At 62.4% G+C, this 22,201-nt stretch carries 21 protein-coding genes; 15 read left to right on the top strand and 6 right to left on the bottom strand.

Features of this window, described 5'->3' with window-relative positions:
• Positions 1-110 precede the first annotated feature (110 nt).
• Entirely contained in the window at positions 111-707 is a 597-nt protein-coding gene (gene paaY, locus ABTV29_RS09345; RefSeq protein ID WP_433771803.1) for a phenylacetic acid degradation protein PaaY, read from the bottom strand.
• A gap of 349 nt (positions 708-1,056) precedes the next feature.
• Here paaY and paaF point away from each other — a divergent pair, with 349 nt between their 5' ends.
• From paaF to paaK, 6 genes are all read left to right on the top strand, one after another.
• Positions 1,057-1,830 carry a 2,3-dehydroadipyl-CoA hydratase PaaF gene (gene paaF / locus ABTV29_RS09340; protein ID WP_433769801.1) on the top strand — a complete coding sequence of 258 codons (774 nt, stop codon included), beginning with the start codon at positions 1,057-1,059 and terminating at the stop codon, positions 1,828-1,830.
• A 51-nt stretch (positions 1,831-1,881) separates the two neighbouring features.
• Positions 1,882-2,673, top strand: coding sequence for a 2-(1,2-epoxy-1,2-dihydrophenyl)acetyl-CoA isomerase PaaG (gene paaG, locus ABTV29_RS09335; protein WP_433769800.1), 792 nt, complete (start codon positions 1,882-1,884; stop codon positions 2,671-2,673).
• Between the two features lie 3 nt (positions 2,674-2,676).
• Entirely contained in the window at positions 2,677-4,194 is a 1,518-nt protein-coding gene (paaH, locus tag ABTV29_RS09330) for a 3-hydroxyacyl-CoA dehydrogenase PaaH (RefSeq protein WP_433769799.1), read from the top strand.
• Positions 4,187-4,636: a hydroxyphenylacetyl-CoA thioesterase PaaI gene (gene paaI, locus ABTV29_RS09325; RefSeq protein ID WP_433769798.1), complete on the top strand. Its 450-nt coding sequence runs from the start codon at positions 4,187-4,189 to the stop codon at positions 4,634-4,636. The genes paaH and paaI overlap by 8 nt, the downstream gene beginning before the upstream one ends.
• The gene (gene pcaF / locus ABTV29_RS09320) at positions 4,629-5,840 is read left to right on the top strand and encodes a 3-oxoadipyl-CoA thiolase (protein WP_433769797.1); all 1,212 of its coding nucleotides are present in this window, start codon (positions 4,629-4,631) and stop codon (positions 5,838-5,840) included. Before paaI ends, pcaF begins: the two co-directional genes overlap by 8 nt.
• A gap of 99 nt (positions 5,841-5,939) precedes the next feature.
• Positions 5,940-7,265 carry a phenylacetate--CoA ligase PaaK gene (gene paaK / locus ABTV29_RS09315; RefSeq protein WP_433769796.1) on the top strand — a complete coding sequence of 442 codons (1,326 nt, stop codon included), beginning with the start codon at positions 5,940-5,942 and terminating at the stop codon, positions 7,263-7,265.
• Positions 7,266-7,857: 592 nt separating this feature from the next.
• Here the strand turns inward: paaK and ABTV29_RS09310 are convergent.
• Together ABTV29_RS09310 and ABTV29_RS09305 are read right to left on the bottom strand one after the other, a co-directional pair.
• On the bottom strand, positions 7,858-8,418 hold the full coding sequence (locus ABTV29_RS09310) for a hypothetical protein (RefSeq protein WP_433769795.1): 561 nt from the start codon (positions 8,416-8,418) through the stop codon (positions 7,858-7,860).
• A 62-nt stretch (positions 8,419-8,480) separates the two neighbouring features.
• Positions 8,481-9,290: a hypothetical protein gene (locus ABTV29_RS09305; RefSeq protein ID WP_433769794.1), complete on the bottom strand. Its 810-nt coding sequence runs from the start codon at positions 9,288-9,290 to the stop codon at positions 8,481-8,483.
• 238 nt (positions 9,291-9,528) lie between these two features.
• Between ABTV29_RS09305 and paaA the strand changes: the two genes are divergently transcribed.
• The 9 genes from paaA (at position 9,529) to ABTV29_RS09260 (ending at position 18,560) form a co-directional block, all read left to right on the top strand.
• Entirely contained in the window at positions 9,529-10,518 is a 990-nt protein-coding gene (gene paaA, locus ABTV29_RS09300; protein WP_433769793.1) for a 1,2-phenylacetyl-CoA epoxidase subunit PaaA, read from the top strand.
• A gap of 28 nt (positions 10,519-10,546) precedes the next feature.
• The gene (paaB, locus tag ABTV29_RS09295) at positions 10,547-10,828 is read left to right on the top strand and encodes a 1,2-phenylacetyl-CoA epoxidase subunit PaaB (protein ID WP_007943393.1); all 282 of its coding nucleotides are present in this window, start codon (positions 10,547-10,549) and stop codon (positions 10,826-10,828) included.
• 8 nt (positions 10,829-10,836) lie between these two features.
• Entirely contained in the window at positions 10,837-11,598 is a 762-nt protein-coding gene (gene paaC / locus ABTV29_RS09290) for a 1,2-phenylacetyl-CoA epoxidase subunit PaaC (RefSeq protein WP_433769792.1), read from the top strand.
• On the top strand, positions 11,585-12,118 hold the full coding sequence (paaD, locus tag ABTV29_RS09285) for a 1,2-phenylacetyl-CoA epoxidase subunit PaaD (RefSeq protein ID WP_433769791.1): 534 nt from the start codon (positions 11,585-11,587) through the stop codon (positions 12,116-12,118). The genes paaC and paaD overlap by 14 nt, the downstream gene beginning before the upstream one ends.
• 33 nt (positions 12,119-12,151) lie before the next feature.
• Positions 12,152-13,228, top strand: coding sequence for a 1,2-phenylacetyl-CoA epoxidase subunit PaaE (gene paaE / locus ABTV29_RS09280; RefSeq protein WP_433769790.1), 1,077 nt, complete (start codon positions 12,152-12,154; stop codon positions 13,226-13,228).
• A gap of 151 nt (positions 13,229-13,379) precedes the next feature.
• Positions 13,380-13,688, top strand: a complete 309-nt coding sequence (locus ABTV29_RS09275; protein WP_433769789.1) for a DUF485 domain-containing protein — start codon at positions 13,380-13,382, stop codon at positions 13,686-13,688.
• A complete protein-coding gene (locus ABTV29_RS09270) occupies positions 13,685-15,331 on the top strand; it encodes a cation acetate symporter (RefSeq protein ID WP_433769788.1) in 1,647 nt (548 codons plus the stop codon). The genes ABTV29_RS09275 and ABTV29_RS09270 overlap by 4 nt, the downstream gene beginning before the upstream one ends.
• A 57-nt stretch (positions 15,332-15,388) precedes the next feature.
• Positions 15,389-17,443, top strand: a complete 2,055-nt coding sequence (gene paaZ / locus ABTV29_RS09265; RefSeq protein WP_433771801.1) for a phenylacetic acid degradation bifunctional protein PaaZ — start codon at positions 15,389-15,391, stop codon at positions 17,441-17,443.
• An 802-nt stretch (positions 17,444-18,245) separates the two neighbouring features.
• Positions 18,246-18,560, top strand: coding sequence for a hypothetical protein (locus ABTV29_RS09260; RefSeq protein ID WP_433769787.1), 315 nt, complete (start codon positions 18,246-18,248; stop codon positions 18,558-18,560).
• A gap of 131 nt (positions 18,561-18,691) precedes the next feature.
• On the opposite strand, the gene ABTV29_RS09255 is transcribed toward ABTV29_RS09260, so the two are convergent.
• From ABTV29_RS09255 to ABTV29_RS09245, 3 genes are read right to left on the bottom strand one after another with little or no spacing between them, the layout of a single operon-like run.
• The gene (locus ABTV29_RS09255; protein ID WP_433769786.1) at positions 18,692-19,600 is read right to left on the bottom strand and encodes a helix-turn-helix domain-containing protein; all 909 of its coding nucleotides are present in this window, start codon (positions 19,598-19,600) and stop codon (positions 18,692-18,694) included.
• Positions 19,597-21,030 carry an aminotransferase gene (locus ABTV29_RS09250; RefSeq protein WP_433769785.1) on the bottom strand — a complete coding sequence of 478 codons (1,434 nt, stop codon included), beginning with the start codon at positions 21,028-21,030 and terminating at the stop codon, positions 19,597-19,599. Before ABTV29_RS09250 ends, ABTV29_RS09255 begins: the two co-directional genes overlap by 4 nt.
• Before the next feature lie 30 nt (positions 21,031-21,060).
• Positions 21,061-22,164: a polyamine ABC transporter substrate-binding protein gene (locus ABTV29_RS09245; RefSeq protein WP_433769784.1), complete on the bottom strand. Its 1,104-nt coding sequence runs from the start codon at positions 22,162-22,164 to the stop codon at positions 21,061-21,063.
• Positions 22,165-22,201 lie beyond the last annotated feature (37 nt).

Here is a 22,201-nt window from a genome sequence, read left to right as displayed (position 1 = left end):
CAATCCCTTGTAGGAGTGAGCCTGCTCGCGATTGCGGTGTTTCAGTCACATTCAATGTTGAATGTCAGACCGCTATCGCGAGCAGGCTCGCTCCTACAGTGGGATGGTGTTCACAAGGTGCTGCCCTTGGGTCGCAACCCACGGTCACTCATACGCGGTCGATCCGCTTCCGGCTCCGCCAGCGGCTCACACTCCTGCATCTGCGTGAGGCAACGCTTGGCCAGCTCCTGATACTCACGGGTGCCGGCCTGTTTCCACGCCACTTCCTGATCGCTGAGGGTGCGCTTGATACTGGCCGGCGCGCCCATCACCAGCGACTGCTCGGGGCATTCGAAACCCGCCTTGACGAACGCCGCCGCCGAAACGAAGGAGCGCGGGCCGATGCGCGCGTTGTCCATCACCACCGCATTCATGCCCACCAGCGCGTCGGCGCCGATCCGGCAACCGTGCAACACCGCGCCATGGCCGATATGGCCGTTGCGCTCGACCACCGTGTCACTGTCGGGGAAACCGTGCATCACGCAGGTGTCCTGCAGGTTGGCGCCCTCTTCCAGCACGATCCGCCCGAAGTCACCGCGCAGGCTCGCCAGCGGCCCTACATAGCAATGCGGCCCGATGATGACGTCACCGATCAGCACGGCGGTCGGGTGCACATAAGCAGTGGGGTCGATCACCGGGGTCAGGCCATCGAGGCTGTAGCAGGTCATGGCGGCTTCCTTCACAAAGCGATGCAAATATTGACTCATTTTGTATCACATCGCTTTTACCAGCACAAAGACAAAAAAGCGTATCACTTGAAAAGCCCTCGGGCCGCCACCGTCATCAACCGCTCTGGAACGCCGATAAAGCCAATAAATACAGGGTAAATACCCTCGCAACCGATCACCTGAAGCAGACCACGGAAAACTACAAATCCGACAATAGGACACATCAAATCAATTTTTGTATTGCATTTGCGTATCACGTTGCAGGTATACTCCGGCAAAACCGGCCCCTGCGGCCGATCCAATAACAAGCCGGCATTACCGCCGTGCGTACACCCTGAGGGCAACCGCCGTGCCTCAAACCCTGACCGTCGAAACGCTCGACACTGGCGTGCGCCTGATTACCCTGCAGCGCCCGCAAGCGCTCAATGCCCTGAACACCCAATTGCTGGGCGAACTGGCGGACGAACTCGCCGTCGCCCAGGCCGACCCCGACACCCGCGCCGTGGTCATCACCGGCAGCCGCAAGGCGTTTGCCGCCGGTGCCGACATCAAGGAAATGGCCGAGCGCGACCTGGTCGGCATCCTCGACGACCCGCGCCAGGCGTCCTGGCAGGCCATCACCCGCTTCAACAAACCGCTGATCGCCGCCGTCAACGGCTTCGCTCTGGGCGGCGGCTGCGAACTGGCGATGCACGCCGACATCATCATTGCCGGCGAAGACGCGCGCTTCGGCCAGCCGGAAATCAACCTCGGGATCATGCCCGGCGCTGGTGGCACCCAGCGCCTGCTGCGCGCCGTTGGCAAATCCATGGCCATGCAGATGGTGCTCACCGGCGAGCCGATCGATGCCCGCCAGGCGCAGCGCGCCGGCCTGGTCAGCGAAGTCACGCAACCGGAATTCACCGTCGAACGCGCCCTGCAGGTCGCCCGCCAGATTGCCGCCAAGGCGCCACTGGCAGTCCGCCTGGCCAAGGAAGCCCTGCTCAAGGCCATGGACACCGACCTGGCCAGCGGCCTGCGTTTCGAGCGCCACGCATTCACCGTGCTGGCCGGCACCCGCGACCGTAATGAAGGCATCGCGGCGTTCCAGGAAAAGCGCACGCCGACCTTCACTGGCCAGTAATCCGGCCCCAGAACACCGAATTCGAACGACCTCTCAGAGAGCGCCCACAACATGAACTTCGAACACATCCTGTTTTCCATCGACGCTGGCGTCGCCCTGCTGAGCCTCAATCGTCCGGACCAGCTCAACAGCTTCAACACCCAGATGCATGGCGAAGTCAAAGAAGCGCTGAAACAGGTGCGCCAGAACCCGGACGTGCGCGTACTGCTGCTGACCGGTGAAGGCCGTGGCTTCTGCGCAGGCCAAGACCTGAGCGACCGCAACGTCGCGCCGGGCGCCGCCGTGCCGGACCTGGGCGAGTCCATCGAGAAATTCTACAACCCGCTGATCCGTCAACTGCGCGACCTGCCGATGCCCGTGATTTGCGCGGTCAACGGCGTGGCTGCCGGTGCCGGCGCCAACATTCCCCTGGCCTGCGACCTGGTACTCGCCGCACGTTCGGCCAGCTTCATCCAGGCCTTCTGCAAGATCGGCCTGATCCCTGATTCCGGCGGCACCTGGACCCTGCCGCGCCTGGTGGGCATGGCCCGCGCCAAGGCCCTGGCCTTGCTCGGCAACCGCCTGACCGCCGAACAGGCCGAACAATGGGGCCTGATCTACCGCTGCGTGGACGACGCCGAACTGCGCGACGAAGCGCTCAAGCTCGCGCAACACCTGGCCACCCAGCCGACCTACGGCCTGGCCCTGATCAAGCGCAGCCTCAACGCCAGCATGAGCAACAGCTTCGACGAACAGCTGGAACTCGAGCGCGACCTGCAACGCCTGGCCGGGCGCAGCGAGGACTACCGCGAAGGCGTCAGCGCCTTCATGGAAAAACGCACCCCAAGCTTCAAGGGACGCTGAGTCATGACCGCATTGAATAAAACTGAACGCATCGCCGTGATCGGCGCTGGCGCCATGGGTGCCGGCATTGCCCAGGTCGCGGCGCAGGCCGGCCATCCGGTATTGCTGTTGGACAATCGTCCCGGCGCTGCCGCCCAGGCCATCGAAGGCATTGACCGGCAACTGGGCAAGCGCGTCGAAAGCGGCAAGCTGTCCGCCGAATCGCGCAGCGCGACCATTGCCCGCCTGCAAGCGGTGGAAGCGATCGAAGCCCTGGCCGATTGCGATCTGATCATCGAAGCCATCGTCGAGAACCTTGAGGTCAAGCGCGCACTGTTCCGCCAGCTGGAAGACATCTGCGGCGAGCACTGCATCCTGGCCAGCAACACCTCGTCGCTGTCGATCACCAGCATCGCCGCGCAGCTGAAGCGCCCGCAGCGCCTGCTCGGCCTGCACTTCTTCAACCCGGCGCCGGTCATGGCGCTGGTGGAAATCGTCTCCGGCCTGGCCAGCGATCCGGCATTGGCCGAATGCCTGTACGACACCGCCAAGGCTTGGGGCAAGAAACCGGTGCACACCCGCTCCACGCCCGGCTTCATCGTCAACCGCGTGGCCCGGCCGTTCTACGCCGAAAGCCTGCGCCTGTTGCAGGAAGGCGCTGCCGATTGCCCGACCCTGGATGCACTGATGCGCGAGGCCGGTGGCTTTGCCATGGGCGCGTTCGAGCTGACCGACCTGATCGGCCACGACGTCAACTATGCCGTGACCTGCTCGGTGTTCGACGCCTACTACCAGGACACCCGCTTCCAGCCTTCGCTGATCCAGAAGGAGCTGGTGGACGGCGGTCGTTTCGGTCGCAAGAGCGGCCAGGGTTTCTATTCCTACGCTCAGGGCGCAGAACGTCCGCCGGCGAGCGAAATCACCAGCAACGCCAGCGTGGAAAGCTGTGTCGCCGAAGGCGATTTGGGTATCGCCCAAGGTTTGCTGTCGCGCCTGCGCGAACAAGGCGTCAACGTCATCCAGCGCGACGGCCGTGGCTTGCTGCGGGTCGGTGATGCGGTACTGGCCTTGAGCGACGGGCGCATGGCCTGCCAGCGCGCCAAGGAAGACGGCCTGCGCAACCTGATCCTGCTGGATCTGGCTTTCGACTACGCCAATGCCAAACGCATCGCCATCAGCCATGCGGCCGGCATCGACCCACTGGCCCTCGAACAGGGTGTCGCCTTGCTGCAACAGGCCGGCCTCAAGGTCAGCCTGCTCAGCGACAGTCCGGCCCTGGCCGTGCTGCGCACCGTGGCCATGCTCGCCAACGAAGCCGCCGATGCCCTGCTGCAAGGCGTGGCTTCGGCTGCCGACATCGATCTGGCCATGCGCGCCGGGGTCAATTATCCGCAGGGCCCGCTGGCCTGGGCCGATGCCGTCGGCCTGCCGCACATCCTCGCCACGCTGGACAACCTGCAAGCCGCTTACGGCGAAGAGCGCTACCGGCCCTCGCTGCTGTTGCGCCGTCGCGTAGCCGAAGGGAGAAACTTCCATGACTAATCATGAAGCCATGACCCTGGCCAGCGAGTGTGCGCAGTCGCTGTTCCAGCGCGACAACGCCAGCCAGGCCATGGGCATGCGCCTGCTGTCCGCCGGCCCCGGCACCGCTCGCGTGGGCATGACCGTGCGCGCCGACATGGTCCAGGGCCACGGCACCTGCCACGGCGGCTACCTGTTTGCCCTCGCCGACTCGGCCTTCGCCTTTGCCTGCAACAGCTACAACGAAGCCACGGTGGCCATCGGTTGCAGCATCGACTACGTCGCCCCGGCCCGCCTGGGCGACACGCTCAGTGCCGACTGCATCGAGCAGAGCCGCTCCGGTCGCACCGGCAACTACGACGTACGCATTGAAAACCAGCAGGGCCAGTTGATCGCCCTGTTCCACGGCAAATCCTACAAAGTGCGCGGCCCGGTGCTGACGCAGGAGACCCCGAATGAATGACGCCCTGATTATCGACGCGGTACGCACGCCCATCGGCCGCTACGCCGGAGTCCTGAGCAGCGTGCGTGCCGACGACCTCGGCGCGGTGCCGATGCGTGAGTTGATGCGCCGCCACCCGAATGTGGACTGGAGCCAGGTCGACGACGTGATCTACGGCTGCGCCAACCAGGCCGGCGAAGACAACCGTAACGTCGCACGCATGTCGGCCTTGCTGGCCGGGTTGCCGGTCAGCGTACCGGGCACCACCCTCAACCGCCTGTGCGGTTCGGGGCTGGACGCAGTGGGCACCGCAGCACGGGCGATCCGCAGTGGCGAGGCCGGCCTGATGCTGGTGGGCGGCGTGGAATCGATGTCCCGCGCACCGATGGTGATGGGCAAGGCCGAGCAGGCGTTTTCCCGCCAGGCGGAAATCTTCGACACCACCATCGGCTGGCGCTTCGTCAATCCGCTGATGAAAAAAGGCTTCGGCATTGATTCGATGCCGGAAACCGCGGAAAACGTCGCCGAACAGTTCAACATCTCCCGGGCCGATCAGGACGCTTTCGCCCTGCGCAGCCAGCAACGCGCTGCCGCCGCACAGGCCAACGGACGCCTGGCCAAGGAAATCGTCGCGGTGGAAATCCCACAGCGCAAAGGCCCGGCCAAAATTGTCGAACAGGATGAACACCCGCGCGGCGACACCACCCTGGAGCAACTGGCCAAACTGGGCACGCCGTTCCGCGAAGGCGGCAGCATCACCGCCGGCAACGCCTCGGGCGTCAACGACGGTGCCTGCGCCCTGCTGCTGGCCAGCCCTGAAGCCGCCAAGCGCCACGGCCTGAAAGCCCGCGGACGCGTGGTGGCGATGGCGACCGCCGGCGTTGAACCACGGATCATGGGCATCGGCCCGGTACCGGCGACCCGCAAGGTGCTGGAACTGGCCAACCTGAGCCTGGCGGACATGGACATCATCGAGCTCAACGAAGCCTTCGCCGCCCAGGGTCTGGCGGTGCTGCGTGAACTGGGTTTGAGCGACACCGATCCACGGGTCAACCCCAACGGCGGCGCCATTGCCCTGGGCCATCCGCTGGGCATGAGCGGCGCGCGTCTGGTGACCACCGCCCTGCACGAGCTGGAAGAACGCAATGGCCGTTACGCCCTGTGCACCATGTGCATCGGCGTTGGCCAGGGGATCGCGCTGATCATTGAGCGTCTATCCCACTAAAGAATCGCGATTCCCAGGGAGCCGAGAGGTATCCTTGGGTCATGCACTCAAAGCCCTTGTGCAAAAGGGCTGGAACACAAAAACAATTCGAGTGAAACCATGAACATGCCTATTTCCCAATCCGTGCTCGATCCTGTGCTGGACCCGCTGGAAACCGCCAGCGTCGACGAACTGCGTTCACATCAGCTGGACCGCCTGCGCTGGAGCCTGAACCACGCCTATAACAACGTGCCGCTGTACCGTCAGCGTTTCGATGAACTGGGCGTACATCCGGACGACATCAAGTCCCTGGAGGACCTGGCGAAGTTCCCGTTCACCACCAAGTCCGACCTGCGCGACAACTACCCCTACGGCATGTTCGCCGTGCCGATGAACGAGATCGTGCGCCTGCACGCTTCCAGCGGCACCACCGGCAAACCGACCGTGGTCGGCTACACCCAGAACGACATCGATACCTGGGCCAACGTCGTGGCCCGTTCGATTCGCGCAGCCGGTGGCCGTCGTGGCGACAAAGTCCATATTTCCTATGGCTACGGCCTGTTCACCGGCGGCCTGGGCGCGCACTACGGCGCCGAGCGCCTGGGTTGCACCGTGATCCCGATGTCCGGCGGCCAGACTGAAAAACAAGTGCAGCTGATCAAGGATTTCCAGCCGGACATCATCATGGTCACGCCGTCCTACATGCTCAACATCGCCGATGAAATCGAGCGCCAGGGCATCGACCCGCACAAGCTGGCCCTGCGCCTGGGCATCTTCGGCGCCGAGCCGTGGACCGCCGAACTGCGCAGCGCCATCGAGGCGCGCATGGGCATCACCGCCCTGGACATCTACGGCCTCTCGGAAATCATGGGCCCGGGCGTCGCCATGGAATGCGCCGAGACCAAGGACGGCCCGACCATCTGGGAAGACCACTTCTACCCGGAAATCATCGACCCGATCACCGGCGAAGTGTTGCCGGACGGCCAGATGGGCGAACTGGTGTTCACCTCCCTGAGCAAAGAAGCCCTGCCGATGATCCGTTACCGCACCCGCGATCTGACGCGTCTGCTGCCGGGTACCGCACGGCCAATGCGCCGCATCGACAAGATCACCGGACGCAGCGACGACATGCTGATCATCCGTGGCGTCAACGTGTTCCCGACGCAGATCGAAGAGCAGGTGCTGAAAATCAAACAACTTGCCGAGTGCTACGAGATCCACCTGCACCGCAACGGCAACCTGGACAGCGTCGACGTGCACGTAGAGCTCAAGGCCGAGCACCAGCACCTGACCGATGACCAGCAAAAAGCCGTGTGCGGCGAGCTGAGCAAGCACATCAAGACCTACATCGGGATCAGTACGCGGATCGTGTTGCAGCCTTTCCACTCGATCAAGCGATCCGAGGGCAAGGCCTGCCACGTTGTGGACAAACGCCCTAAAGCATGACTGCTGCACCCCTTTGAGCCCCGCTGATGCGGGGTTTTTTTTGCCCCTTCCCTGCCCTGCCTGCCCCCTGTGGGAGCGAGCCTGCTCGCGATGGTCGTTAACGATGACGCTGGTTGCCTGACACCCCGCGGCGATCTCAGGTTCATCGCGAGCAGGCTCGCTCCTACAATGGATCGGGCAACGCCATCCATCGCTTGCACCGCAAAACTGTCAACTCTGACAGTAGCCAAGGAACTCGGCCGGGGTTTTAGTGCGCTAACAACCGATCACTCCGCAAAAGGAGTCATCCATGCCGGAATCAATCCCGCCAGAACCCGCCCAAACCGAAGACGCCGGACTACCTGACTTTGTTCGGTCACAAATCGAGACTCACTCGGTCGGACGCGTCAAACAGCGTTGGGCAGGCGCGAGGCATATTCGGCTCGGTCTTCTGCGCACCCGCAACCGGGCTCAACCGCTCATTGATGCGACTGTCACTCAACAGTGGCCTGACCGATGAGGATGTCGGTCGCCTTATCCGGGCCTGCTCCGATATTCGGGATGAAGTCAGGCTGAATCTGTGGAGACGCGCCTGATCTGCTTCTGTGGGAGCTCAGAGGTTACGCGCCAGCGCGCCCTTGATATCCACTCGCTTTTCCTGGCGCGAAAGCGATTCGGCCAGCATCCCCATATGAGCGTCCAGCTGGCGGATCATGTTTTTGCTGCGCCTGGCTTCCTCGGCGCGTACGAGCTGGTAAAAAATCCACCCTGTTGGCAATCCCCATGCCCCGACTAACCAGGTCGCGACGGCGGTCATCGTCAAACCGATCCAGATCAGCTTGCCACCGGATATGGGTACGAGGCGCCCTTCGCCAACGTACTCGGCATCCAACAATGTGGCGGATTGCCCAAGGGTGTGATTGACCACAAGGGCACACTCTCCATCGTCATCGCTCGGACTGGCGGCATAGACCAAGTCGACCTGATCACCTTTGCGATAGCGGAAGTCCGCGTTATTGAAGACGACTTGCAGTTCCTCGCCCTCAAGTGTTCGGACCCAGTACTCATCCTCTATCTCGAAATCGACCGGCTCGGCGCGCCTCTCCCGACTGACGATCTCTCCGTGCCTGCTCCAGAATTCAATCACCACGTTGTCGTAGATGAACTTGTCCATTTCCGTCCCTTGAAAATTTACTTTGCAGCGAGCGATTCATGCCTCAAACCCGCCTCATTTGATCAACCCTTGCGCGACAACGCTCTGCGCACACCCTCGCTGTCCAGCGCCGTGTTTTGCTTCGCGGCGGAGGGCTGCTCCTCGGCGGGGGTCTGCACCTGGGTCGGGGTTTCAACCTGAACTGGAAGTTCAAACTGCATCGAGATCGTCTGAACCTGGGCTTCGGACAGGTCAATGCCCGTAGCCTTCAGCATGGCTTCAAACGGATTGGCTTGCGGTTGCGCGCGATTGGCCGCCAAGGGGCTCAGCTTGTCGAGAAAGGCATTCAAAGCGCTGACCATCAGCTTCTTGCGCTTCGAGGCCTGGTAGCACTGGTAACAGATGTAGGCAATGACCGCGAAAAAGCCCAGCGCCGGTGAAGCAAAGCTGACGGCGATCCACAGAAGGAGCGCAATCCACAACGAGCTCCACTTGAAGTCCACCAACCCCAATTCCTTGTTCAGCGCCTCGCCGTCACGCATCACCCAGCGCTTGGCCGCCGAATGGTTTTGCAGCACGGCGTGAACAGGTGCCTTGCCATCCTTGCGCAAGGCGCTGAACAACGAAACCTGCTGACCTGCGCGCAGGGGAATATCCACCCCGCGTAATTTCACATCGTGCTCGACCCCGTCGGGTGTGCGGATCCAGAACTCATGGTTGATGATCGACTCGGAGTTGATCCGCACCGGTTGCCCATTGGCGCCAACGCTGCCGGCCGTTGCGCCCCCACCTGTCGTAGTGATCCGCGTCTCGCTCAGCTTTTCGCTGCCCAGCACCTCACCGCTCAGCACCGTGAACGCGACCTTAGTATCGCCATGGGTGAATTCGTGCATTTCGACTCCTTGAGAGGCCCGCCGGCTGGCGTTGAAAAGGGAAAGATCCGTCTGCGGCGGATGCTACTAAGGTGCCACCACCCTGTCCAGAAACCCCAACCCGCCCTTCCATACGTCTGAAGCGATACAAAAATACATACGACACGATATTTTCTGTTTGATATTAATTTCTGTATCGCTTATAAAGTTCTCCATGCCCTCGAAATGCCCCTGAACAAAAAAGAGGCCGGAGACCGAAATGTACGCACAGCTTGTAGAAACCGGAGTCAAGCGCATCAAGGACCTGTCGGAAATGTCCGAACAGGAACGCGCCTTCCAGGAAAAAATCGATTCAGAAATCAAGATCGAAGCCAAGAACTGGATGCCAGATGCCTACCGGCAGACCTTGATCCGGCAGATTTCCCAGCACGCTCACTCCGAGATCGTCGGCATGCTGCCCGAAGGCAACTGGGTCACCCGTGCGCCAACGCTCAAACGCAAACTGCAACTGATGGCCAAGATCCAGGACGAAGCCGGTCACGGCCTGTACCTGTACAGCGCCATGGAAACCCTGGGCGCTGATCGCGATACAGAAATCGACAAGCTGCACAGCGGTAAAGCCAAGTATTCGAGCATCTTCAACTACCCGACGCTGAACTGGGCCGACATGGGCGCGGTGGGCTGGCTGGTGGACGGTGCGGCGATCGTCAACCAGGTGGTGCTGCAGCGCACCTCCTACGGCCCGTACTCGCGGGCGATGATCCGCATCTGCAAGGAAGAGAGCTTCCACCAGCGCCAGGGCTACGAAATCCTCCTGACCATGATGCGTCACGGTACCCAGGCGCAAAAAGACATGGTGCAGGACGCGATCAACCGCCTGTGGTGGCCGTCGCTGATGATGTTCGGCCCGAGCGACGAACACTCGCCGAACAGCGCGCAATCCATGGCCTGGAAGATCAAGCGCCAGAGCAACGACGAACTGCGCCAGCGTTTCATCGACCAGACCATCCCGCAGCTGGAATTGCTCGGCTGCACCTGCCCCGACCCGGACCTGAAGTGGAACGCCGAAACCGGCCACTACGACTTCGGCCAGATCCAGTGGGACGAATTCTACGAAGTGCTCAAGGGCAACGGCCCGTGCAACACCGAACGCGTCGCCACCCGCCGCAAGGCGATTGAAGACGGTGCCTGGGTCCGCGAAGCCGCTGTCGCCCACGCCCGCAAAAAACAAAACAAGAACGCCGCCTGATCCGGCCACCTGATGTGGAGTAACTGAAATGTCCGAGTGGACCCTCTTCGAAGTCTTCGTGCGCAGCAAGCACGGCCTCAACCACAAGCACGTCGGCAGCGTGCATGCCGCCGACACCACCATGGCCATCGAGAACGCGCGCGAGCTCTACACCCGTCGCAGCGAAGGCGTGAGCCTGTGGGTCGTGCCATCGGCGCTGATCACCGCTTCGTCGCCGGATGAAAAAGACCCGCTGTTCGACCCGTCGGACGACAAAGTTTACCGCCATGCCAGCTTCTACGAGCTGCCGGCCGAAGTCGGGCACATGTGAGGTCGACCATGAACAACAAGACCGATCTGATCGAATACCTGCTGCGCCTGGGCGACAGCGCCCTGATCCAGGGCCAGCGCCTGTGCCAGTGGTGCGGCAAGGCCCCGGCCCTGGAAGAAGAGCTGGCGCTGATGAACGTCGGCCTGGACCTCGTCGGCCAGGCCCGCAACTGGCTGGACTACGCCGCCGAACTGCTGGGCGACGGCCGTGACGCCGATCACCTGGCGTTCCGCCGCGACGAGCGCGCCTACCGCAACCTGCTGCTGGTGGAACAACCCAACGGCGACTTCGCGGTCACCATGCTCAAGCAGTTCCTGTACGACGCCTGGCACCTGGAAGTACTCAAGGGCCTGACTCAATCCAGCGATGAGCGCATCGCCGGCATCGCCGCCAAGGCCGTGAAGGAAGTCACCTATCACCTGCGCCGCTCCGGCGAGTGGGTCGAGCGCCTGGGCGACGGCACCGAGGAAAGCCACAAGCGCATGCTCGCGGCCATCCCGGAAGTGTGGCGTTTCACCGTGGAACTGATCGCCGCCGATGACAGCGAACAGCGCCTGTGCGAAGCCGGCATCACCCCGGACATCGCCACGGTCGCCGCTGCCTGGCAAGAGAAGGTCAACGAAATTTTCGCCAGCGCCACCCTGCCCGTGCCGGCCGCGCCAAGCTATTTCTACCTGAATGCGCGCAAAGGCCTGCACACCGAACACCTGGGGATTCTGCTGGCCGAAATGCAGTTCCTGCCACGAGCGTACCCCGATGCAACCTGGTGATCTGATCGCCAGCGACCTCGGCGCCCGGCCGGTGCAACCGACCGACCTGGCTGCCGCCTGGGCGATCCTGTCCGAGGTCATGGACCCGGAAGTGCCGGTGGTCAGCGTGGTGGACCTGGGCATCGTGCGCGATCTGGACTGGCAGGCCGGCCACTTGCACGTGGTGGTCACGCCGACCTACTCCGGCTGCCCTGCCACCGAAGTGATCGAGAGCGATATCCGCGACGCGCTGGAGCAGGCCGGTTTCCAGGCACCCAACCTGGAACGCCGCCTGACCCCGGCCTGGACCACCGACTGGATCAGCGCCAGCGGCCGTGAGCGCCTGCGCGCCTACGGCATCGCGCCGCCCCAGGGCAGCACCAGCAAACGCAGCCTGCTCGGCGAGAGCCCGGTGGTGGTCTGCCCGCAATGCGGCAGCGCCCACACCGAGGTCCTCAGCGAGTTCGGCTCCACCGCGTGCAAGGCGCTGTATCGCTGCGTCGATTGCCGGGAACCGTTCGACTATTTCAAGTGCATCTGAGCGGCGATCGGCCGTCCCAGCTGGAGAACAAGAATGAGTAAATTTCACAGCCTGACCATCAAGGATGTGCGTACCGAGACCCGTGACGCGGTGTCCATCGCCTTCGAGATCCCGCAGGACCTGCAGGACAGTTTCCACTTCACCCAGGGCCAGCACCTGGTAGTGCGCACCCAGCTGGACGGCGAAGAAGTACGCCGTTCGTACTCGATCTGCACCGGCGTCAACGACGGTGAGCTGCGCGTCGCGGTCAAACGTGTGGCCGGTGGTCGTTTCTCCGCCTTCGCCAACGAACAACTGAAAGCCGGGCACACCCTGGAAGTCATGCCGCCGGCCGGGCATTTCAGCGTGGAGCTGGACCCGACTCGCCACGGCAACTACCTGGCCGTCGCGGCCGGCAGCGGCATCACGCCGATCCTGTCGATCATCAAGACCACCCTGGAAACCGAGCCCCACAGCCGCGTCACCCTGCTGTACGGCAACCGCTCCAGCTCCGGCGCACTGTTTCGCGAACAGCTGGAAGACTTGAAAAACCGTTATCTGCAACGCCTGAACCTGATCTTCGTGTTCAGCCGCGAGCAGCAGGACGTGGACCTGTACAACGGCCGGATCAACGCCGAGAAATGCGAGCAGCTGTTCAGCCGCTGGCTCGACGTCAAAGCCCTCGACGCCGCCTTCATCTGCGGTCCGCAGGAAATGACCGAGACCGTGCGCGACAGCCTGAAAGCCAAGGGCATGGCGCCCGAGCGCATTCATTTCGAACTGTTCGCCGTCGCCGGCAGCCAGCAGAAACGCGAAGCCCGTGAGGCCGCCCGCCAGGTGGATTCGGCGGTCAGCCAGATCACCGTGATCAGCGACGGCCGTGCCATGGCCTTCGACCTGCCGCGCAACAGCCAGAGCATCCTCGACGCCGGCAACGCCATCGGCGCCGAACTGCCTTACTCGTGCAAGGCCGGCGTGTGCTCGACCTGCAAGTGCAAGGTCATCGAAGGCGAAGTGGAAATGGACAGCAACCACGCCCTGGAAGACTACGAAGTCGCCGCCGGCTACGTCCTGTCGTGCCAGGCCTTCCCTATCACCGACAAGGTGGTGCTGGACTTCGATCAACTCTAAACCGTCTACACCCCCCTGTAGGAGCGAGCATGCTCGCGATGAACCGGAGATCGCCGCGGGGTATCAGGCACCCCGTGTCATCGTTGACGACCATCGCGAGCATGCTCGCTCCTACAGGGGCAACAACAAAAACAACAAAGGACACCCCCCCATGAGCCCCCAAGACATAGAACTCATCCGCCAGCACCCCGACTTCATCCAGCTGGTGCGCCGCAAGCAGAAGCTCTACTGGTCGCTGTCGCTGATCATGCTGGTGATCTATTTCGGTTTTGTCCTGTTGGTGGCGTTCTCCCCGGCTACCCTCGGCCAGTCCCTGAGTGGCGGCGTGACCACCGTGGGCATGCTGGTGGGTGTGGTGATGGTGGTGCTGGCCTTTGCGCTGACCGGTTTCTATGTCTATCGCGCCAACAACGTGATCGATCCGCTGAACGACAAACTCAAGCAGGAGTGCGCCCGATGAGCCGCCTTCTTGCCCTGTTCCTGCTGCCGCTGGCAGTGGTTACCGACCTTGCCGTTGCCGCCGAAGGCGCCGCTCGCCCCTTGAACTGGAACGCCATCGGCATGTTCCTGGTGTTCGTGCTGTTCACCCTCGGCGTGACTCGCTGGGCGGCCATGCGTACCCGTTCGACCAGTGATTTCTATACCGCCGGCGGCGGCATGACCGGCTTCCAGAACGGCCTGGCGATTGCCGGCGACATGATCTCCGCTGCCTCGTTCCTCGGCATTTCCGCGATGATGTTCCTCAACGGCTACGACGGTCTGCTCTACGCTCTGGGCGTACTGGCCGGCTGGCCGATCATCCTGTTCCTGATCGCCGAGCGCCTGCGCAACCTGGGCAAGTACACCTTCGCCGACGTGGTCTCCTATCGCCTGGAACAGACCCCGGTGCGCCTGACCTCGGCCTTCGGCACCCTGACCGTGGCCCTGATGTACCTGGTGGCGCAGATGGTCGGCGCCGGCAAGCTGATCGAATTGCTGTTCGGCATCGACTACCTCTACGCAGTAATGCTGGTCGGCGTGCTGATGGTGTTCTACGTGACTTTCGGCGGCATGCTCGCCACCACCTGGGTGCAGATCATCAAGGCGGTGATGCTGCTGTTCGGCACCAGTTTCATGGCCTTCATGGTGCTCAAGTATTTCGGTTTCAGCACCGAAGCGATGTTCGCCGGCGCCACCGCCGTGCACGCCAAGGGCAGCGCAATCATGGCGCCCGGCGGCCTGTTGTCCAACCCGATTGACGCGATTTCCCTGGGGCTGGGCATGATGTTCGGCACCGCCGGCCTGCCGCACATCCTGATGCGTTTCTTCACTGTCAGCGACGCCAAGGAAGCCCGCAAGAGCGTGTTCTACGCCACCGGTTTCATCGGCTACTTCTACCTGCTGCTGATCGTCGTCGGCTTCGGCGCCATCGTCATGGTGGGCACCGACCCGTCGTACCGCGACGCCAGCGGCGCGATCATCGGCGGCGGCAACATGGTCGCCGTGCACCTGGCCCAGGCGGTGGGCGGCAACCTGTTCCTCGGCTTCATTTCGGCGGTGGCCTTCGCCACCATTCTGGCGGTGGTCGCCGGGCTGGCGCTGTCCGGCGCCTCGGCGGTGTCCCACGACCTGTATGCCTGCGTGATCCGCAAGGGCCAGGCCAGCGAGCAACAGGAAATGCGCATGTCGCGCATCGCCACCCTGTGCATCGGGGTGCTGGCGATCATCCTCGGCCTGCTGTTCGAATCGCAGAACATTGCCTTCCTTTCCGGGCTGGTGCTGGCCATCGCCGCCTCAGTGAATTTCCCGGTGCTGTTCCTTTCGATGTACTGGAAGGGCCTGACCACCCGCGGCGCGGTGCTGGGCAGCCTGGCCGGCCTGGTCTCGGCGATCGTGCTGCTGGTGCTCAGCCCGGCGGTGTGGGTCAACGTCATGCATCACGACAAGGCGCTGTTCCCGTATTCCAACCCGGCCCTGTTTTCCATGAGCCTGGCCTTCTTCAGCGCCTGGCTGTTTTCCGTCACCGACCGTTCGCCACGGGCCGCCCTCGAGCGCGGCCGTTACCTGGCGCAATTCATCCGTTCCATGACCGGCATCGGCGCCTCGGGCGCCAGCCAGCACTGATCCTTTTGACCGGCGCGGCTGATCCCGCGCCAGACACTGACCAAACCCGGAGTCATCCTGATGTCTGCCCCTACCCTGCAAAGCTTCATCGCCGGCCGCTGGATCGGCCACCAAGGCGCACAAATCCTGCGCAGCGCCATCGACGGCCATGAAATTGCACGCACCCACGAAGAGCGTCCGGACTTCGCCGAAGCCATCGAACACGGTCGCCGCCAGGGCGTCAGCGGCCTGATGGCGCTGGACTTTCAACAGCGTGCTCAGCGTCTGAAAGCCCTGGCCCTGTACCTGGCCGAGCGCAAGGAACAGCTCTACGCGATTTCCCACCACAGCGGCGCGACCCGTGCCGACAGCTGGATCGACATCGAAGGCGGCAACAGCACGCTGTTCACCTACGCCAGCCTCGGTTCCCGCGAGCTGCCGTCGGGCAACGTGGTCCACGAAGGCCCGGCGCTGCAACTGAGCAAGATGGGCACCTTCGCCGGCACCCACATCCTGGTCCCGCGCGGTGGCGTTGCGGTGCACATCAACGCCTTCAACTTCCCGATCTGGGGCATGTTGGAAAAATTCGCCCCGAGCTTCCTTGCCGGCATGCCGTGCATCGTCAAGCCAGCCAGCGCCACCAGCTACCTGACCGAAGCCGTAGTGCGCCTGATGGACGAATCCGGCCTGTTGCCGGCCGGCAGCCTGCAGCTGATCATCGGCGGCACCGGTGACCTGCTCGATCGCCTGCAAGGCCAGGACGTGGTGACCTTCACCGGTTCCGCCGACACCGCGGCCAAGCTGCGGGTCAACCCGAACCTGATCCGCAACTCGGTGCCGTTCACCGCCGAAGCCGACTCCCTGAATTGCGCGATCCTCGCCCCGGACGTCACCCCGGATGACGAAGAGTTCGAGCTGTTCATCAAGGAAGTCGCCCGGGAAATGACCACCAAGGCCGGGCAGAAGTGCACCGCCATCCGCCGCGCCATCGTCCCGGCCAAGCACATTGATGCTGTCGCCACGCGCCTGCGTGACCGCCTGGCCAAAGTCGTGGTCGGTGACCCGTCGGTGGAAGGCGTGCGCATGGGCGCGCTGGCGTCCCACGATCAGCAGAAAGACGTGGCCGAGCGCCTGGAAATGCTGTTGCAGAGCAGCGACCTGCTGTTCGGTGCCCGTGACGGCTTCGAGCCGCGTGGCGAGAACGTCGACAAGGGCGCGTTCTTCGCCCCGACCCTGTTGCAGGCCCGCGATCCGCACGCTGAAGGCGGCGCCCACGACATCGAGGCCTTCGGCCCGGTCAGCACCCTGATGGCTTACGACGATCTGGACGAAGCACTGGCACTGGCCGCTCGCGGCAAGGGTAGCCTGGTGGCCAGCCTGGTCACCAAAGATCCACAAGTCGCGGCCAAAGCCGTTCCGGTGGCCGCTGCATTGCACGGCCGTCTGCTGGTACTGGACCGCAACTGCGCCGGCGAATCCACCGGTCACGGCTCGCCGCTGCCACAACTCAAGCACGGCGGCCCGGGTCGTGCCGGCGGCGGTGAAGAACTCGGCGGCCTGCGCGCCGTGAAGCACTACCTGCAACGCGCGGCGGTACAAGGTTCGCCAACCATGCTGGCAGCGGTCACCGGCGAATACGTACGTGGCGCCAAGGTCATCGAAACCGAAGTGCACCCGTTCCGTCGCTACTTCCAGGACCTGCAGATCGGCGAGTCGCTGCTGACCCACCGTCGCACCGTCACCGAAGCCGACCTGGTGAACTTCGGCTGCCTGTCGGGCGACCACTTCTACATGCACTTCGACGACATCGCGGCCAAGGAATCGCAATTCGGCAAGCGCATCGCCCACGGCTACTTCGTGCTGTCGGCGGCGGCAGGCCTGTTCGTCTCCCCTGGCGTCGGCCCGGTCCTGGCCAACTACGGCCTCGACACCCTGCGCTTCATCAACCCGGTGGGCATCGGCGACACCATCCAGGCCCGCCTGACCTGCAAACGCAAAATCGACCAGGGCAAAAAGAGCCCGCAAGGCGTCCCGCAAGGGGTGGTGGCGTGGGACGTGGAAGTCACCAACCAGCTGGGTGAACTGGTGGCCAGCTATGACATTCTGACCCTGGTGGTGAAGCGCGAAGACTGATCCTCATCCGGCATTGCTGTCGGATGTAATGGCCTCATCGCGGGCAAGCCCGCTCCCACAGGTTTTTCGGTGGCCACAAATTTTGTGCCCGACCAATTACCCTGTGGGAGCGGGCTTGCCCGCGATGGGGCCTTCACATTCAAAGAAGATGTTGAATGTGCGGCCGTCTTCGCGAGCAAGCTTTGCTCCTACAGTTTTCTGGTGTGGTCACAAATTTTCGGCCAACCAAAAAACCACTGTAGGAGCGAGCATGCTCGCGATGAACCGGAGATCGCCGCGGGGTATCAGGCATCCAGCGTCATCGTTGAAGGCCATCGCGAGCATGCTCGCTCCTACAGGGGTTGAGGTGGTCCGGGTGTCAATTGGCGTAGGACATTTCTGTTTTTCCTAGACTGCAGTCATGCCCGCTGTCCCTCACCCACCCTCCACCGCTCCCTTTTGACAGATGCCAATTGGACAAGTCCTAGGACATTTCTGGGCAAGGTCTTCGGAGATTTCCTTCGAAATGTGGCGATTTGCGTGAACTGGTTTGGAAGGTGCTCAATCGATAGTCTTTTGGGGTCACTGAAATTCAGTGGTGGGGTGTAGGAACCTCGAGATTTCCGAGAACTATGTTGGCGCCAGTTACCTGGTTTGCGGCCGTTCAAATGCGTCCGTACTATCAGCTGCGGCGGCTATGTACGGGCACGCTTCGGCGTGGTCGAGGTTCTCGGGCTCGATTTTCCTACCCCGTACATGGCTGCCACCCTGGCCCGTAGGAAGGCTTTCGGCAGCTCCGTATTCTCTCCCCGAGTTAGAAACCATGAAAACCATTCATCCCGATCCCCCCTACGAAAAACCAACCCCTCACCCCGACAACCGCTTCATGGCATTGACCGGCAACTGCACCGATATGCCTACCCTCTTCGTCGACACCCACGCCCCACTCGACATTCTGATGGACGCCGCCAATTACCGAATCCGCGCTGTCACCCAGGTACTGGAAAACCTGTCCATGCGCGGTTCGATCGAGTGCGATTCCTTCATCCTCAGCGACTTTTCATTGCTCTGCGCCATCCCGTTGCGCGATGGCTGTGATGTGCTGGATGTGGTCGGGCGACGGTTACGAACACGCTGACTAACCCCTGTAGGAGCGAGCCTGCTCGCGATGGAGGTCAACGATAACGCGGGCTGCCTGACTGAACGCGTCGTCTGGGCGTTTTTCGCGAGCAGGCTCGCTCCTACAGGGTTATCGGTTGTGTCAGGCCATCAGTGCCCGCGCAACCACTCGATAAACAGCGCAAACAACTCCGACTGCGATCCCACTTCCAGCTTCAGGTACAGATTCTTGCGGTGCATGCGCACGGTTTCCGGGGAGATGTTCATCTCGCTGGCCGTGGATTTCACCGAGTGACCTCGCAGGACCATGTGTGCCACTTCCCGCTCGCGTTCGGTGAGCAAATCACTGCCGAACTGTTCGAACGCCGATTGCACCCGATGCTTGAGGTCATCGCGCTGGTCTTGTTCGTGATTGCACTGGATCTCGCTATTGCGCAGCAGGCCCCGCCGGCTGAATTCGCTGACGAATTCGCGCACCAGCGGTTCGACGGCGCGCAGCAGGTTCAGTTGGTCGACCCGCAGGCATTCACCGCCGAAACCCTGGTACAGGCTGACGGAGATCTTGGTGTCATTGCCGGTGTCGACGATGTAGTAGCTGTCTTCCGAGCAGCCCGCATTCAGGTAGTAAGTCTTGTAATAGTCGCTGTCGAAGAAGTTGTCCGGGGCGATTTCTTCCAGGTGATAGAAGCCTTGCGCCAACCCCTGCTCCACCGCCAGGCAGAACGGGTCGAGCAAGTAGCCGCCGGAAAAATAGCGCTCGAGAATCGAGACCTGATACTCCTGGGCGATGCCGCGCTGGTGCAGCAATTGCGGCGGGCGGTCCTTGCGTTCCAGGCTGATCATCATCGATTCGATGGACACCAGTTGCGCCAACGCCGACGCCAGGTATTGCAGGGCGTCGGGCTCATCGATATGGGCGAATGCCTCGCGCATTCCCCCATGCCATTTGTGCAATGCCCCGAAGGGCATCGCGATCAGCGTATCGTCGTTTGGTTTGCTCATGCCCCGCAGTCTAGCGGGAGAGCGGGCCGTTGGTAAAAGCCTGACGGATGAAGTCATTGGCCGGCGTACTGGCCGCTCGCGGAAAGCTCGGCCGCCACTTCCAGGATGCACTCGCGCAGGATCTCGACGATCTCGTCCACCTGTGCATAAGTCAGGATCAGCGGCGGCGACATCACGTTGAGGTGCATGATAGGCCGCACCAGCAAGCCCCGGGCCTGGGCCCGCACGTGGATTTTCTCGCCGATGTTGATCTCGTCGGCGAACAACGTCTTGGTGCGTTTATCAGCGACGAACTCCACGCAGGCCATCAACTTCAGGCAGCGCACATCCCCCACCAGCGGCAGATCCCGCAGCGTGGCCAGGCGTTGCTCCAGGTAGCCGCCAACATCGTCGACATGGGCCAGCAGGTTTTCCCGTTCGATGATCTCGATGTTCTTCAGCGCTGCCGTGCAGCACACCGGATGGCCGCTGTAGGTGAAGCCGTGGGTGAAGCAGCGGCCCGTGCCCGGTTCCGCAATCACCTTCCAGATGCGATCGGAAAAGATGCAGGCGCCCAGCGGCAGATAGGCCGAGGTCAGGCCCTTGGCGGTGGTGATGATGTCCGGCTGCACGTCGAACACCTCTTTGGAAGCGAAGAACTTGCCCAGGCGCCCGAACGACGTCACCACCTCGTCGGCGACGAACAGGATGTCGTAGCGCTGGCACACCTCCCACATGCGCTTGAGGTAACCCTTGGGCGGAATGATCACCCCGCCCGAGCCCATCACCGGCTCGGCGAAGAACCCGGCCACCTTGTCCGCGCCAATCGAGAGGATCTTGTCTTCGAATTCCTTGATCAGGAATTCGAGGAACTGCGCCTCGTCCATCCCCTCCGGTGCACGGTAGGGGTTGGGGTTGGAAACGTGGTGGATCAGCGGGTTGGCGTAATCGAACTCCGGCACCCGGTCGGCGGCCTTGTTGCCGATCGACATGGTCAGCGTGGTGGAGCCGTGATAGGCGTTGAAACGGGCGATGACGTGCTTCTTCTCCGTCTTGCCACGGCAGTTCTGGTAGTACTGGATCAGGCGATAGGCGGTGTCGACCGCGGTGGAGCCGCCGGTGGTGAGGAACACATGATCAAGATCGCCCGGCGCCAGGCTGGCGAGCTTTTCGCACAGCTGGATCGCCACGTTGTTCGACATGTCGGAAAACGGATTCGAATACGCCAGCTGCCGTACCTGATCGGCAATGGCTTCGGCCATTTCCTCACGCCCCAGGCCGATGTTGGTGCACCACATGCCGCCCACGGCATCGAGGAAGCGGTTGCCCTGGGTGTCATAGATGTAGGCGCCGTCGCCGGCGACGATGTTCAGGGAGCCTTGCTCGGCGTGCTCGTCGAACATGTGGTAGCCGTGCATGTGGTGGGCCTTGTCGGCCTTGACCAGCGCGGCTTCTTCAGCCTGCGAAAACGCTTTCTTGAGTGGGGTAGCCTTGATTGGAGTAGCCATACAAAAACCTCAAACTGAACAATTGGACGATCAGATCCCGCTCTTCACCGTGCTCCAGACCCGCGTAATGGCGCGCATGTCTTTCGCGTCCTGGGTTTTCTGCGGGAAGAGCCGTTGACGCACGTCTTCATCGGGATAGATCGCCGGGTTATCTCGCACACTGGCATTGAGCAGCGGCGTTGCGGCCGCGTTGCTGTTGGCGTAGTTGATGTAGTCGCTCACATCGGCCATCACCTGGGGTTGCATCAGGTACTCGAGAAACTTGTGGGCGTTGGCCACGTGGGGCGCGTCGACCGGGATGTACATGTTGTCGAACCAGATCAGCGAGCCTTCCTTGGGAATGAAGTAGGCCAGGTTGATCTGCTTCTTGGCCTCTTCGGCACGGGCCATGGCGGTGGCGTAGTCGCCGGACCAGGTCATGGCCATGCACACATCGCCGTTGGGCAGGCTGGTCAGGTAGTTGACCGAGTCGAATTTGCGGATGTACGGCCGCACCGACAGCAGCACATCCTGGGCGGCCTTGAGGTCTTCGGGCGCGGCACTTCGCGGGTCACGGCCCAGGTACTTGAGCGCCAGCGGAATGACCTCGGTGGGCGCATCCAGCAGGGTGACGCCGCAGTCGGCGAATTTGGAGACGATCTTCGGATCGAAAATCATCGCCAGCGAGCCGATCGGCGCGTCCGGCATGCGTTCCTTGATCTTGTCGACGTTGTAGGTGATCCCGTTGCTGCCCCAGGTATAGGGCGCCGAGTAAGTGGTGCCCGGGTCGTAGCCTTGCAGGTCCTGCAGGACTTTGGGGTCGAGATTGCTCCAGCCCGGCAGCAGTTTCTTGTCCAGCGGCTGGAACACCTTGGCCTTGATCAAAGGTGGCGCGAGGGAGGCGTTCAGGACGATCAGGTCGTAGCCGGAGTGGCCGGTCAGCAGTTTTGCCTGCACCGTTTCATAGGCGTCGAAGGTGTCATAAATGACTTTGATGCCGGTTTCTTTCTCGAAATTCGCCAGCGTCTTCTCGCCGATGTAGTCCGTCCAGTTATAGAGCCGCAGCGTTTTGCTGTCGTCCACTTGGGCGGCCTGGGCATTGATGACCAACGAAACAACAAACAGACTGGAAATCACCTTCAGTGTCTTGCGCATTGCACATTCACCTTATCGAGCGAGTTCGGCTCTGGAT

It is taken from the genome of Pseudomonas putida (assembly GCF_050989985.1).
GTDB lineage: Bacteria > Pseudomonadota > Gammaproteobacteria > Pseudomonadales > Pseudomonadaceae > Aquipseudomonas > Aquipseudomonas putida_AI.
Note: the sequence above shows the minus strand (reverse complement) of the source record. Positions and strands in the feature narration are given on the sequence as shown.